Source organism: Streptomyces camponoticapitis (assembly GCF_014646115.1).
Taxonomy (GTDB): Bacteria; Actinomycetota; Actinomycetes; order Streptomycetales; family Streptomycetaceae; genus Streptomyces; species Streptomyces camponoticapitis.
This window is the reverse complement of the sequence record NZ_BMMV01000006.1, coordinates 256,827-269,265: the sequence shown is the minus strand read 5'-3', so window position 1 is coordinate 269,265 and position 12,439 is coordinate 256,827. Positions and strand designations below refer to the sequence as shown.

The following is a 12,439-nucleotide window of genomic DNA, read 5'->3' as shown; positions in this document are numbered from 1 at the left end:
GGAGTTGACCCGAACGACTTCGGCCCGAGCCGCGACAGCCGGCTCGGGCCGAAGCCGTGGCCGGCGTCGCGGGGTCTAGTGGCCGTGGGAGGCGAGGAGCAGGGCCGTCACACTTCCGGCGTCCGTGATCTCTCCCGTACGCACCGCCGCGACGGCGTCGGGCAGCGGGCGCCGGTGGACCGTCATGCCGACCTCCGCGCCGTCCCTGCGCATCGTGCCCGGCCTCAGGTCGGTGGCGAGCATGAGGTGGGTGCGGGCGGTGGTGACGCCGGGCAAGGGGTCGATCACACCAAGTGTGTCCACGTGCGCGGCCGTCAGGCCCGTCTCCTCCTCCAGCTCGCGCAGGGCGGCCCGGTAGCGGTTCTGCCCGTCCGTCCCCCCGCCGGGCAGATGCAGCATCCGGCGCTGCTGGAGGTAGAAGTCGTCCTCGACCAGGAGGACTTGGCCGTCGGTGTCGAGTGCGACCACGCGTACGGTGTCGTCGACCGCGACGTGCTCGTAGACGCCCGCTGTGCCGTCCGGCATACGCACGGCGTCCCGACGCACCGTCAGGACCGGTCCCTGGTGCACGATCTCTGTTCCCAGCCGCTTCCACCCCATAGCGGGGATTCTGTCATCGGCGGGGGACGGGAGACGGAGTCGGGGTCCGGGCTCAGGCGCGAAGCGCCGCGACCGCGTCGCCGATTCGGGCAGGCCGAGGCGGCGCTGTACGTCGGGGGCGAGAAGCACCTGCCGGCGCAGCTGCTTCTCCAGATGCCTGGCCCGCAACGAAGGCGCTTCGTGGTACATCCGGGCGACCGCGAGCTGCTCCGCATCCAGGCCCTTGACCGACTGGAGGGCGAGGAACGCCGCCCGGATCGCCGACCAGGCCGACTCCTCGGCGCGGCGTCAGGCCGGCTCAACGCGCTCACCGCGACGCTTCCCCGCGCCGCACGGGTGGCCTAGCCCCCTGTCCGGCGCAGGTCACCCGGCGGAACCGTCCGCATCGCCGGGGGCTCGGAGTCGTTGTGTTCGGGGAGGGCCGGACGGTGGTCTCAAGGGGTACGGCGGCCCTCGCGAAATCCGAATCGATTGGAGAGCCATTTCAATGTTCCGTTGTCTCGCCGCGGTTCTGACGGCCGCCACCGCGGCCACCGCGCTGTCGACCACACCCGCCGTGTCCGGAGCCTCGCCCCGGACCTGGGTGATCAAGCTGACCAATGAGGAACGTGCCAGGGCCGGCTGTCCGGAACTGCGCGGCAACCTCGCCCTCGGCAGGGCCGCCCAGCGGCACTCCACGGACATGGCCAAGAACGACTTCGTCGGCCATACCGGTTCGCGCGGCAGCACCCTGGAGACCAGGGCGCAGGCCGCCGGCTACTCCGGATGGAGGTCGCTCGCGGAGAACGTCGCCGCAGGCCAGTGGAGCCCCGCGGCGGTCGTCAGGAGCTGGATGCGCTCGCCGGACCACCGGGCGAACATCCTCAACTGCTCACTCACGCACATGGGCGTCGGCTACGTGATGAAGCGCGGCACCGCCCATGGAAAGTACTGGACGCAGGACTTCGGCAAGAAGTCCTGACACCTCCGGCGGGCGGTTCCTGAAGCCGACGGGCCAAGCAGGTTTGGTGGGAGAACGCGGGGTTACACGGAGTGCGTACTGAACGAAACGGACTGCCTGAACCTCAAGATTGGAAGCATCATGATTCTCCTTGGTGTGATTCTGCTTGTCATCGGCGTATTGGTCGGAGTGTCCCTCCTCACGACCATCGGCGGCGTGCTCGTACTGATCGGCGCGATCCTGTGGATCCTCGGCGCCACCGGTCGCGCCGTCGGTGGCCGTAAGCATTACTTCTGAGGCTCCCGGGCGGTGGAGGTCCCACTTACACGCGCGTGATGCGCGTGATGGCCTCAAGCGTCAGGTCGCGGTCGTGCGGTTCCCGGGCCAGGGCGCGGTGGAGCGCCAAACCCTTGATGAGGGCGTCGAGTTGGCGGGCGGTGTCCGGGTCGAAGTGCCGTTCCAGATGGATGCGACTGCGACGCATCCACTCATGGGTGAGTTCCCGGTACTCCGGTTGCCGAGCGGCGAGGGTGTAGAGCTCCTGGGTGAGGACAAGGTCGCGCTGGGGCCCCTCGGACAAGATGTGTACGAGGTCGGCCACAGCCGCCCTGGCCTGATCGCGGTCGGCCGGGGCGGACAGATGGGTGTCGAAGACCGCGACGATGTGATCGGTGAACTGCCCGAAGGCTTCGCGCAGCAACTCGTCCATGCCACTGAAGTGGTACGTCATCGAACCCAGGGGCACCCCGGCCCGCGCGGCGATCCTGCGGTGGGAGACGCGGGCGAGGCCCTCCTCGGCGATGAGGTCGAGGGTCGCGGCGATGATGCGTTCACGGCGCCGCGGATCGGTGTGTCCGGTCGCCATGTCAGCGCGTGCGGAGGGCACGGACAGGGCGGGCGGGAGTCCGGGCCCGCCCCAGGTCCGCGCGCCGGTCTCGCTCGAAGTGATCCATCGGCATAGGTGTGAACGTACACCGAGGGATCGGGGCTGTCCTCGGATCAGGCCGGTCCGCGGCGCCGGGGCTGGAGCACACCGCTGAGCAGGATCACCAGCAGCCCGGCCGCGGGCACCACCAGCAGGCCCACCCGAAGACTCGTCGCGTCGGCCACCAGCCCGACGACCGGTGGCGAGAGCAGGAAGCCCAGTCGCATCAGCCAGGAGACGATCGTGAGCCCCGACCCGGGTTTGAGACCGGGCAGTTCATCGGCCTCGTGCATCGCCGCCGGTACCAGCGTCGCCACCCCGAACCCGGCCGCCGCGAAACCGAGGATCGTCCCGCTCGCCGTGGGCACGGCCAGCGCCAGGCCCATGCCGACCGCGGCGATCAGCCCGCCGGAGCGTGCGACCGTACGCTGACCGAACCGGTCCACGAGCCTGTCGCCGATCATGCGGCCCACGAACTGTGCTCCGACCAGGGCGATATAGCCCGATGCCGCCAGCGCCCCCGGGGCACGCAGCGACTCGGAGAGATAGAGGGCGGCCCAGGAGTTGCCCGCGTCCTCGACGAGCGCGCCGGCCGCGGCGATGAGTACCAGCGCCGCCAGCACGTACGGGGTGCGCGGACGCGCTGTCATACGCTCCTGCCGCCGAGGCTCCGACTCCCGGTCCTCGGAGTCCGTCCCCTCCGCGGCCGGCTCGGTGTCGGGTCCGGTCAGACAGAACCGCAGGGCGACACAGGCCGCGATCCCGAACAGCACTCCCGAGATCAGCAGATGCTGGCCCCGCGACAGGCCGAGCGCGATCGCACCCGCGGCCATCGAGCCTCCGACGACCGCGCCGATGGACCAGATGGCGTGGAAGGAGTTGATGATCGACCGGCCGTAACGGCGCTGCACCCGCAGACCGTGGGCGTTCTGCGCCACATCGGTGATCGCGTCCATCGCCCCGGCCAGGAACAGCGCCGTCGCGAAGAGCACCACGGAGCCGGCCGTACCGGCGACCAGTACCCCCACGGCGGTCAGCAGTGTGCCGGCCACGGCCACCCGCCCCGACCCCAGCCGGCGGATCAGCACCCCCGCCGCGAGACCGGCCGCGATGGCTCCCGCCGGGAAGGCCGCGACGGCCAGCCCGTAGGCCGCGTTACCGATGCCGAGATCCGCCTTGATCTGCGGAAACCGCGGCAGGAGGTTGGCGAACAGCGCCCCGTTCGTGAAGAACAGCACCGCTACGGCCGTGCGAGCCTGCCGCTCGGCCGGGGCAGGCGGGCGCATCACGTCAACAGTCATGAGCGCGAGCGTACAGCTAGAGCGTACGAACGTACACTCCGAATGGGCTACGGCAGACGTCGGCCTTCGGCCGGACCGGCGGCGGCGTACAGGCGCGCCGCGTCACGGCCGGGCGGTGCGCCGAAGAGGCGGCGGTACTCACGGGTGAACTGGGACTGGCTGTCGTAACCGACCAGGTGCCCGGCGCCCGCGACGTCGTTCGGCTGGGCGAGCAGCAGGGAACGGGCCTCCTGGAGGCGAATGCGTTTCTGGAACTGCAGCGGGCTGGTGGCGGTGATGGTGCGGAAGTGCCGGTGGAACGCCGAGGCGCTCATGCCGGCGAGCCGGGCGAGGTCGTCGATGCGCAGAGGCTCCGCGTAGTTGTCGCGGATCCATTGGACGGCCCGGTTGATATGGGTCAGATTGCTGTCGGGCAGACCGATCTGGCGGATCATGCCGCCGTGCGGTCCGGAGAGCAGCCGCCACAGGATCTCCCGCTCGATCAGCGGAGCGAGTACCGGCGCGTCCGCCGGGTGGTCGAGCAGCCGCACCAGCCTGGTCGCGGCGTCGAGCAGTTCGTGGCCGGCCTCCCCGGTGGCGAGCGCCGGCGGTACGGCGGCGCCGCGCGTACGCCGTGGGGCCGTTCCCTCCAGCAGCAGCGGGGCGATCGCGCCCGGCCGCAGCGCGAGTCCCAGGCCGAGCGCGGGGTGGCCGGGGCCGGCGTCGAGGAAGTGACCGCTGACGGGGAGATCCGTGGTGACCATCAGATACTGGCCCGCGCGGTACTCGTGGACCTCGTCACCGAGCAGGAGCCGCTTGCCGCCCTGGGCCATGACCACCAGGAGCGGCTCGGTCAGTGAATGATGCGGCTCGACGGTCTCCACCCGGGAGAGGAACAGTCCGTCGATCGTGGAGCCGCCGTCCGCACGCGCGTGGGACGCGATCAGCGTTCGGAGTTCATCGAGCAACTCGGTCGTGGTGGACATGCACTCCACGAAAGCACTCCCGACCGATCCGGGCAAGCCCGATCCGGGCGAACTCGGCAGGATCGTGCAAAAGCCCGAGCGGATCGGTCTACACCCGGGGACCCCGTGCGAGGTGTGCTTGAGGTGTTCGTTCCTGTACGCCATCCAGCAAAGGCGGAGCTCATGTCACTCGACCACTACGTCACCCTCGGCCGCTCGGGACTGCGTGTCAGCCCCCTCGCACTGGGCGCCATGACCTTCGGGCAGGACCCCGGGGGCGCGGGCTGCAGCGTGGAGGAGTCGGAGAAGATCCTGGCCGCCTACCTGGACCGGGGCGGGAACTTCATCGACACGGCGAACTTCTACACCAACGGCCACTCCGAGAAGATCCTCGGCGACTACTTCGCCGCACACCCCGGGCTGCGCTCACACACCGTGCTGGCGTCCAAGTTCTTCTTCAACATGTTCCCCGGCGACCCCAACGGCGGCGGCGCGGGCCGCGGGTCGATCACCGCCCAGCTCGACGAGTCGCTGCGCCGGCTCGGCACCGACTACCTGGACCTGTACTGGTTGCACAACTGGGACCGCAGCACGCCGATCGAGGAAACCATGCGGACCCTCGACGATCTGGTGCGGGCGGGCAAGATCCGCTACATCGGGTTCTCCAACACCCCGGCGTGGGTCACCGCGCAGGCACAGACCATGGCCCAGCTCCGGAGCTGGACCCCGCTGATCGCGCTCCAGGTCGAGTACTCGCTGCTGGCCCGCACCGTGGAGGGCGAGATCGCCCCGCTCGCACAGGACCAGGGCATGGCCCTGGTGCCCTGGAGCCCGCTGAAGAACGGCTTCCTGTCCGGTAAGTACCGGCGCGGCTCCGAGGTCGTCGACTCCGCGCGCACCGCGTTCGTCGGCGGGCCCGGCGAGGAGGAGTACGCCGTCATCGACGCGGTGGCCGCCGTCGCCGACGAACTGGGCACCAGCTCCGCCGCCGTCTCCCTCGCCTGGCTGCGGGCCCGGCCGGGCACCGTCGTACCGATCCTGGGAGCCCGCCGCGTGGAGCACCTGGAGAACAACCTCGCCGCCCTTGAGACCACGCTCGGCCCGGAACACCTGCGGGCCCTCGACGAGGTCTCCGCCCCGACGCTCGACTACCCGGCGCCCATGCACGGCGAGCCGCGCGCGATGCTCCAGTTCGCCGGGGCCACGGTGGACGGCCAGGAATCCGCCGTGTATCCGCCGCTGCTGCAGAGCGACGTCCGCTACTGAGACCACCGTGCGGGCCGCGCCCGCCGGCCGTACGGTCGGCGACGTGCACGAACCGCCAACACCCCTGACAGCTCTGCCGGGAACCTCGGCTTCCGGGTGGTCCGGGGCACCCCGCGCGACTGAGCGGATCAGGCCCGGTGCCGGTTTCCCGGCACCGGGCCTGTCGTGGTGACTCAGTGCTGTTCAGCAGGTCTTCACGCGGGGTCGATACGGGAGATGGTGCCGCCGAGGGCGAGCACGTACAGCTCGCGGTCGCCGCCCTGTACGAAGGAGATGACCTCGCCGCCGCTGACCCCGAGGTCGCCGTGACCGGTCACCTTGCCGTTCTTGAGCTTCAGCGACCGGACGGTGCCGTCGCAGTAGTCGCTGTACAGGTACTGCCCCCTGAGCTCCGGGATCTTGGATCCGCGGTAGACGAATCCACCGGTGACCGAGCAGCCCAGCCCCAGACGGTCGTACTCGAACACCGGCGGGACGTGGTTCGCGGGCTCCGTGCCGCCGCGGAAGGGGTGGTTGCCCTCCATCGACGCCCAGCCGTAGTTCTCGCCGCCGCCGCTCCTCGCCGACGCCCAGTCGATCTCCTCCCACTCGCTCTGGCCGACGTCGCCGATGAACATGTCGCCGGTGCCCGCGTCGAAGGAGAACCGCCAGGGGTTGCGGAGCCCGTACGCCCAGATCTCGTCCTTCGCGTTCGGGTCGCCCACGAAGGGGTTGTCCGCCGGGATCGCGTAAGGCTTGGCGCCGTTCGGGTCGATGCGCAGCATCTTGCCGAGCAGCGTGTCGAGCTTCTGCCCGTTGCCGTGCGGGTCCCCGCCCGCGCCGCCGTCGCCGAGCGCGATGTAGAGGTAGCCGTCGGGGCCGAACTTGATGTCGCCGCCGTTGTGGTTCTCGTACGGCTGCGTCTGGGTGATGACGGTGCGCCGGGTGTTCGGCTGGATCTTGCCGTACCGCATCGTGAACTCGTCCACGGTGCTGGTGCCTTCAAGGTCCGTGTACGAGATGTAGAAGTGCTTCTGGCCCTTGTCGAACGCGATGCCCAGCAGGCCGCGTTCGCCGTCGGTGGTGGTCTCGGCGGAGATGTCGAGGACCGGTCGTCCGAGCCCCTGTGCGCCCAAGACCCGTACGGTACCCGCGCGTTCGGCAATCCAGACCTGGCCACCCGGGCCAGCGGTGCCGGCGATCGGATTCTGGGCTGTGGCCACTTGCGTCAACTCGACTCCCGCCGCCTTGTGCGAGGCGGCGGAGGGCTCGTCGGCGGACGCCGTGGTGAGGGCGAGGGAAGCAACGAGACAGACGGCGCTGATGATCGCCGAGCTTCTGGTGCGAACTTTCACCGTGACTCCTAGAGGCGGCGAATGGGGAGGTGACCCGGCTGCTCGGGGCAGAGTTCTTGGGCATCGCCCGCGCGCCAGCACGCAACCTGGGTGGGGAGGTCATGGGCTACTGGCCACGGATGAATCTACAGGGACCGCGACGGTTGGCCTAGACCAATGCCCCACCCATTTACAGCCGTTCGCTTTCCGTCGTCCGGCGTTCAGCGCCGCGTCCCGCCGCCGGTTCAGCGCTGGATGGCCTTGGTCTCCAGGAACTCCTCCAGGCCCTGGCGGCCGTACTCGCGGCCGTTGCCGGACTGCTTGTAACCGCCGAACGGGGCGAAGGGGTTGAACCGCGCGCCGTTGATGTCGACCTGTCCGGTGCGCATGCGCCGCGCGATGGCCAGGGCGTGCTCCTCCTCGCCGAACACGGCTCCGGTGAGGCCGTAGATCGTGCCGTTGGCGATCTCCACAGCGTGGTCGTCGTCCGTGTACGGGATGACCGCCAGGACCGGGCCGAAGATCTCCTCCTGGGCGATCGCCGACCGTGGGTCGACATCGGCGAAGATCGTGGGCCTGACGTACGCGCCGCCGGTCAGTCCCTCGGGCCGGCCGGGTCCGCCGAGGACCAGGGTGGCGCCGTCGGCGATACCCCGCTCGATGTAGGCGGTGACGCGTTGGCGCTGCGCCTCGGAGGCCAGCGGACCCAGACGTACGCTCTCGTCGGCCGGGTCGCCGACCGTGTACTCGGCGGCGGCCTCCCGCAGCAGAGCGACGACCTCGTCGTGCAGCGCGGCGGGGACGAGCATCCGGCTGTACGCGCCGCAGACCTGGCCGTTGTTGGCCCAGGCGACGGCCAGCCCTCCGGTCACGGCGGCCTTCAGATCGGCGTCCGGCAGGATGATGTTGGCCGACTTGCCGCCGAGCTCCAGGGCGACCCGCTTGACCGTTTCGGACGCGACGGCGGAGACGCGCCTCCCCGCCCGGGTCGAGCCGGTGAAGGACACCATGTCGACGCGCGGGTGGGCGGCCAGCGCCTCGCCCACCACCTGGCCGGTGCCGTGCACCACGTTGAACACCCCGGCCGGCAGACCGGCGTCGGAAGTGACCTCGGCGAAGATCCGCGCGGCCAGCGGGGCGAGCTCGGCGGGCTTGAGCACCACGGAGTTCCCCGCGAGCAGGGCGGGGACGACCTTGGTGACGATCTGCTGGATGGGGAAGTTCCACGGCACGATCGCGGCGACCACGCCGACCGGCTCCCGCACGATCAGCGAGTTCGCGATCTCCTCGGTCCACGCGAAGCTCTCCGCGACGTCGGCGAGACTGTCGACCGCCATCGGGGGCAGCGCGATGGCCAGCGTGTCCGTCAACGACCGCGCGGCGCCCATCTCGGCGGTCATGGCCGCGGCGATCTCGCCGCCGCGCTCCTTCAGACCCGCGCCCACGCGCCGGACGACCGCGGCGCGTTCGGCCGGGTCCGTCGCGGCCCACCCCGGGAAGGCGGCGCTCGCCGCCTCCACGGCGCGGTCGACGTCGGCCGCCGTGCCGTCGGGGACGGCGGCGACGACGTCGCCGGTGGCGGGGTTGACGACCTCGATCAGAGGGCCGTCGAACGGGACGGCGCGGCCGTCGATCCAGTGGGCGGGGGAAGGGAAGCTGAGTGCTTTGTCGGTGTTCATGACTGCGAGCGTCACAAGGTCCGGGAGGCGCAACCAGGGACAGAGTGTCCCGTGATCCCGGTCACATGCGGCTGTCGGCGGGGCGGTCGCGGAGCAAGGGCGCCGGGGGAATACCCCTCGCCCGGGCCGTGCTGAGGAGAAGGGGATCATGGAGAGGTGATCATGCCGCTCGGGCCACCGGGACGGCATGGCCCGTCACCGGGAGGAGTGTGGGCGAATGGACCGCGCCGAACTGGCCGATTTCCTGCGTACCCGGCGCGAGGCGCTCCAGCCCGAGGACGTGGGCCTGCCCCGTACCCGCCGTCGGCGAACCGGCGGTCTGCGCCGCGAGGAGGTCGCCGACCTCAGCAACATGTCGACGGACTACTACACCCGTATCGAGCAGCGGCGCGGGCCGCGCCCCTCCGAGCAACTGCTCTCCGCCATGGCACGAGCCCTGCGGCTCTCCCCGGACGAACGCGACCACCTGTTCCGCCTGGCCGGATACCCCGTCCCGCGACGCGTCCCACGCACGGATCACATCAACCCCGGCATTCTCGCGGTCTTCCGTCGCATGGAGGACACCCCGGCGCAGATCTTCAGCCGCCTCGGCGAGACCCTCGCCCAGAACCGGCTCTCCACGCTCCTCTTCGGCGACCAGACCCGGCACACGGGACCGCACCGCGCCCTGGCCTACCGCTGGTTCACCGACCCCGCGGAACGGAGTCTCCTCCCGCCCGAGGACCACGCCAGGCACAGCCGTACCGTCACCGCCCAGCTGCTCGCCACCCACACCCGCGACCCGGCCGACCCCCGCACGGCCGCCCTCGTGGGCGAACTGCTCAGGACCAGCCAGGAGTTCGCCGCCATCTGGAGCGAGCACCCGGTCATCGGCCCGTACTGCGACCCCAAACACATCGACCACCCACGGATCGGCGCCCTGGAACTGCACGGCCAGACCCTGCTGGACCCCGACGAGTCCCAGATCCTCACGGTCTTCACCGCACCGCCCGGCACGGAGAGCGACGAGAAGCTGAAGTTCCTCTCGGTCCTCGACGACCAACTCGTCTAGGGCGCCCGACGCTTCCGGTCACACGGACCTTCCGGTCAGGGGGATTGGGGGAGCTGCGCGCGCACCCACGCGGGATCGGGGTTGACATGCGGCCGGCCCGCCACGACGACGGTCGGCACGGTCTCGTTGCCCTCGTTGGCGGCTCTCACCGCTGCCGCTCCGGCCGGATCCCGCCAGATGTCGACCCAGTGCAGCCGACGCGCGTCACGGCCGAGTCGGATGCGCAGCCGCAGGCAGTACGTGCAGCCCGACCGCCAGAAGACGACCGGCCGGCCGTCGACCGCGCCGCGGCGCTGTGCCTCCAGCGCACCGATCGACCTCGGGAACACCAGAGGCGAGTGCGCGGCCGCGAGCAGCACGAACACCAGCACGGAGAGCGCGGCTGTTCCCGGGCTCCCCGTGAGGATCTGCCCGGTGGCGACGACTGAGCCGCCGAGCACGAACACCGTCGGGAGGATCCAGGAGCGCATCATGATGGCCCAGGCTATCGGTGCGTCGGAATGAACCTCGAATGAGCTCCGACAAGGTCGCTCACCCGCGTGTCCGCCGGACGTGTGAGAAGTTCACTCGGCGGGCGATGACTTTGCCTCGGGGGAGGAGTCTCCTGTTCGGCGGCGCCTGCCGGACTCGCGTCTGTCCGGCTTCAGACGCGACGCACAACGCGACCCCGAACAGGAGACTCCTCGGATGACCGATTCGGAAGTGACAACGGAACGCGGCCGAAAGGCCGGGGTCTGGCCCCTGATCCATGCCGAGCGAGCGGCGCTGGCGGCCGATCTCGCGGATCTGACCGCCGAGCGGTGGGCGATACGGTCGCTGTGCGACGAACTGACCGTGCGCGAGGTATTGGCCCATCTCACCTCGGGGGCGAGCCTCAACTCCGTACGGTGGCTGGCTGGGGTGATCCGCTGCCGGTTCGACTTCGACAAACAGGTGGCCATGCGGCTCGCCGAGCAACTGGGCGCGACCCCGGCCGAGACGCTTGAGCGGTTCCGGCGGATCGTCCCGAGCACGACCAAGCCTCCCCTCCCCGCCCTGGCCATGCTGGGTGAGACGGTCGTGCACGCGCAGGACATCCGGCGCCCGCTGGGGATCCGCCGCGACCATCCGATCGAGGTCGTCACGAGGGTGGCCGAGTACTACCACGGGACGGACCTCGTGGTCCCTGCCAAGGGACGTATCGGTGGCCTGAGACTCGTCGCGAATGACGGCCCCTTCACGACGGGTTCGGGGCCGCTCGTGTTCGGCTCGACGGTGGCCCTGGTGATGGCCATGACCGGGCGCGCGGCGTACTGCGACGACCTTGAGGGCGACGGTGTCGACCTCCTGCGCGAGCGCTGCCGGCAGGCGGCGTGACGGCGGGCCCCGCCCGTCCGGCCGCCGAGAGCTCCTGGCCCCGTTCCGCGGGACCCTCAGCGGCCCTCAGCCCGGAGCAACTCCCGCTCCGCGAAGGCGCGGAAGCTGCCCGGCGCGCGGCCGGTGAGCCTCTGGACCGTGTCCGTGGTGCGGTCCTCCGTCCCCACCGCGATGGAGCGGTCCATGCTCGCGAGCAGCGCGGCGTACTCGGCCGGCATGAAGGGGGCCAGGCGGTCGCGCATCTGCTCGTAAGTCAGCGGGCGGTGGCTCACGGCCCGGCCCAGGACCTGGCCGAGGATGTCGGCGACATCGCCGTAACTCAGCGCCTGTGGCCCGGTGATGATCAGGTCGCTGTTCGGCGCCCGGGTGTCGGTCAGCGCGTGCACGGCGACGGACGCGATGTCGTCCGCGTCGACGAACCCGACCCGGCCTTCGCCGGTGGCCGTCAGGACGGTCCCGTCCGCCCGGATGCTCTGCGCGTGCGGGCTGTCGCCGGTGAAGTTCTGCATGAACCACGAGGGCCGCAGCACGGCCCATTTGCCGAACAGGCCAGGCAGCGCCTGGTGGATCTGTCCCGTGGAGGGCCCGCCGGCCGGGATGGCCGACGAACTCAGCAGCACCGCGCGGCGCACGCCCGCCGAACGGGCCTGCTTCAGGAAGGGCAGCATGACGCCGGCGGGCTCCAGGGAGCCGAGCGGCGGAATGAGATAGACGCGGTCCGCGCCGCCCAGTGCCCCGTCGAAGGTCGCGGGGTCGTCCCAGTCGAAGCGGACCGCCTGAGCGCCGGCCACGGCGGTGGCGCGCCGGCTCGCGGCCGTGACGCGGTGCCCGCCCGCGACGAGTCGGGAGACGAGGCGGCTGCCGGTGGTTCCGGTGGCGCCTATGACCAGGGTGGTGCCCGAGGCGCCCATCAGTTCACGGTCTCCGCGACGGTGCTCCGGTGGATCTCCATGTCGGGGAAGCCGTGGACGTCGACCCGGCCGGGGATCTCCTTGTCCAGCAGCAGTCGCGGGCGTTGGCGGCAGACGTCCGCCGGTGCCGTGTCCGTGGGCATGAGCAACTCC

At 70.7% G+C, this 12,439-nt stretch carries 14 protein-coding genes; 5 read left to right on the top strand and 9 right to left on the bottom strand.

Annotation, left to right across the window (positions count from 1 at the left end):
- Positions 1-75: 75 nt before the first annotated feature.
- Positions 76-600: an NUDIX domain-containing protein gene (locus IEY79_RS11950; protein ID WP_189107384.1), complete on the bottom strand. Its 525-nt coding sequence runs from the start codon at positions 598-600 to the stop codon at positions 76-78.
- A 487-nt stretch (positions 601-1,087) separates the two neighbouring features.
- Between IEY79_RS11950 and IEY79_RS11945 the strand changes: the two genes are divergently transcribed.
- Complete coding sequence (locus tag IEY79_RS11945; RefSeq protein ID WP_189107383.1) at positions 1,088-1,561, top strand: CAP domain-containing protein; 474 nt, start codon at positions 1,088-1,090, stop codon at positions 1,559-1,561.
- Positions 1,562-1,696: 135 nt separating this feature from the next.
- A complete protein-coding gene (locus tag IEY79_RS11940) occupies positions 1,697-1,837 on the top strand; it encodes a hypothetical protein (protein WP_189107511.1) in 141 nt (46 codons plus the stop codon).
- Between the two features lie 25 nt (positions 1,838-1,862).
- On the opposite strand, the gene IEY79_RS11935 is transcribed toward IEY79_RS11940, so the two are convergent.
- The 3 genes from IEY79_RS11935 to IEY79_RS11925 form a co-directional block, all read right to left on the bottom strand.
- Complete coding sequence (locus IEY79_RS11935; protein WP_189107382.1) at positions 1,863-2,405, bottom strand: TetR/AcrR family transcriptional regulator; 543 nt, start codon at positions 2,403-2,405, stop codon at positions 1,863-1,865.
- 134 nt (positions 2,406-2,539) lie between these two features.
- Positions 2,540-3,766: an MFS transporter gene (locus tag IEY79_RS11930; RefSeq protein WP_189107381.1), complete on the bottom strand. Its 1,227-nt coding sequence runs from the start codon at positions 3,764-3,766 to the stop codon at positions 2,540-2,542.
- A gap of 47 nt (positions 3,767-3,813) precedes the next feature.
- Complete coding sequence (locus IEY79_RS11925) at positions 3,814-4,731, bottom strand: AraC family transcriptional regulator (protein ID WP_189107380.1); 918 nt, start codon at positions 4,729-4,731, stop codon at positions 3,814-3,816.
- A gap of 162 nt (positions 4,732-4,893) precedes the next feature.
- Between IEY79_RS11925 and IEY79_RS11920 the strand changes: the two genes are divergently transcribed.
- Positions 4,894-5,976, top strand: a complete 1,083-nt coding sequence (locus IEY79_RS11920) for an aldo/keto reductase (protein WP_189107379.1) — start codon at positions 4,894-4,896, stop codon at positions 5,974-5,976.
- Positions 5,977-6,170: 194 nt separating this feature from the next.
- On the opposite strand, the gene IEY79_RS11915 is transcribed toward IEY79_RS11920, so the two are convergent.
- A complete protein-coding gene (locus tag IEY79_RS11915; protein WP_189107378.1) occupies positions 6,171-7,310 on the bottom strand; it encodes a PQQ-dependent sugar dehydrogenase in 1,140 nt (379 codons plus the stop codon).
- Positions 7,311-7,534: 224 nt separating this feature from the next.
- On the bottom strand, positions 7,535-8,968 hold the full coding sequence (locus IEY79_RS11910; protein ID WP_189107377.1) for an aldehyde dehydrogenase family protein: 1,434 nt from the start codon (positions 8,966-8,968) through the stop codon (positions 7,535-7,537).
- Positions 8,969-9,185: 217 nt separating this feature from the next.
- Here IEY79_RS11910 and IEY79_RS11905 point away from each other — a divergent pair, with 217 nt between their 5' ends.
- The gene (locus IEY79_RS11905) at positions 9,186-10,019 is read left to right on the top strand and encodes a helix-turn-helix transcriptional regulator (RefSeq protein ID WP_189107376.1); all 834 of its coding nucleotides are present in this window, start codon (positions 9,186-9,188) and stop codon (positions 10,017-10,019) included.
- 35 nt (positions 10,020-10,054) lie between these two features.
- On the opposite strand, the gene IEY79_RS11900 is transcribed toward IEY79_RS11905, so the two are convergent.
- Complete coding sequence (locus IEY79_RS11900; protein WP_189107375.1) at positions 10,055-10,492, bottom strand: glutaredoxin domain-containing protein; 438 nt, start codon at positions 10,490-10,492, stop codon at positions 10,055-10,057.
- A gap of 214 nt (positions 10,493-10,706) precedes the next feature.
- On the opposite strand from IEY79_RS11900, the gene IEY79_RS11895 reads away from it, so the two are divergent.
- Positions 10,707-11,375 carry a maleylpyruvate isomerase family mycothiol-dependent enzyme gene (locus IEY79_RS11895; protein WP_189107374.1) on the top strand — a complete coding sequence of 223 codons (669 nt, stop codon included), beginning with the start codon at positions 10,707-10,709 and terminating at the stop codon, positions 11,373-11,375.
- A 56-nt stretch (positions 11,376-11,431) separates the two neighbouring features.
- Here IEY79_RS11895 and IEY79_RS11890 read toward each other — a convergent pair whose 3' ends face one another.
- Both IEY79_RS11890 and IEY79_RS11885 read right to left on the bottom strand, forming a co-directional pair.
- Entirely contained in the window at positions 11,432-12,286 is an 855-nt protein-coding gene (locus IEY79_RS11890; RefSeq protein WP_189107373.1) for an NAD(P)H-binding protein, read from the bottom strand.
- Positions 12,286-12,429: a hypothetical protein gene (locus IEY79_RS11885; RefSeq protein WP_189107372.1), complete on the bottom strand. Its 144-nt coding sequence runs from the start codon at positions 12,427-12,429 to the stop codon at positions 12,286-12,288. Before IEY79_RS11885 ends, IEY79_RS11890 begins: the two co-directional genes overlap by 1 nt.
- Positions 12,430-12,439 lie beyond the last annotated feature (10 nt).

Bases quoted from the DNA above. Each gene is read 5' to 3' on its own strand.
- IEY79_RS11905 (WP_189107376.1), top strand. From the start codon at position 9,186: ATGGACCGCGCCGAACTGGCCGATTTCCTGCGTACCCGGCGCGAGGCG.
- IEY79_RS11885 (WP_189107372.1), bottom strand. From the start codon at position 12,429: ATGCCCACGGACACGGCACCGGCGGACGTCTGCCGCCAACGCCCGCGA.
- IEY79_RS11910 (WP_189107377.1), bottom strand. From the start codon at position 8,968: ATGAACACCGACAAAGCACTCAGCTTCCCTTCCCCCGCCCACTGGATC.
- IEY79_RS11950 (WP_189107384.1), bottom strand. From the start codon at position 600: ATGGGGTGGAAGCGGCTGGGAACAGAGATCGTGCACCAGGGACCGGTC.
- IEY79_RS11925 (WP_189107380.1), bottom strand. From the start codon at position 4,731: ATGTCCACCACGACCGAGTTGCTCGATGAACTCCGAACGCTGATCGCG.
- IEY79_RS11920 (WP_189107379.1), top strand. From the start codon at position 4,894: ATGTCACTCGACCACTACGTCACCCTCGGCCGCTCGGGACTGCGTGTC.
- IEY79_RS11900 (WP_189107375.1), bottom strand. From the start codon at position 10,492: ATGATGCGCTCCTGGATCCTCCCGACGGTGTTCGTGCTCGGCGGCTCA.
- IEY79_RS11890 (WP_189107373.1), bottom strand. From the start codon at position 12,286: ATGGGCGCCTCGGGCACCACCCTGGTCATAGGCGCCACCGGAACCACC.
- IEY79_RS11895 (WP_189107374.1), top strand. From the start codon at position 10,707: ATGACCGATTCGGAAGTGACAACGGAACGCGGCCGAAAGGCCGGGGTC.
- IEY79_RS11930 (WP_189107381.1), bottom strand. From the start codon at position 3,766: ATGACTGTTGACGTGATGCGCCCGCCTGCCCCGGCCGAGCGGCAGGCT.
- IEY79_RS11935 (WP_189107382.1), bottom strand. From the start codon at position 2,405: ATGGCGACCGGACACACCGATCCGCGGCGCCGTGAACGCATCATCGCC.
- IEY79_RS11945 (WP_189107383.1), top strand. From the start codon at position 1,088: ATGTTCCGTTGTCTCGCCGCGGTTCTGACGGCCGCCACCGCGGCCACC.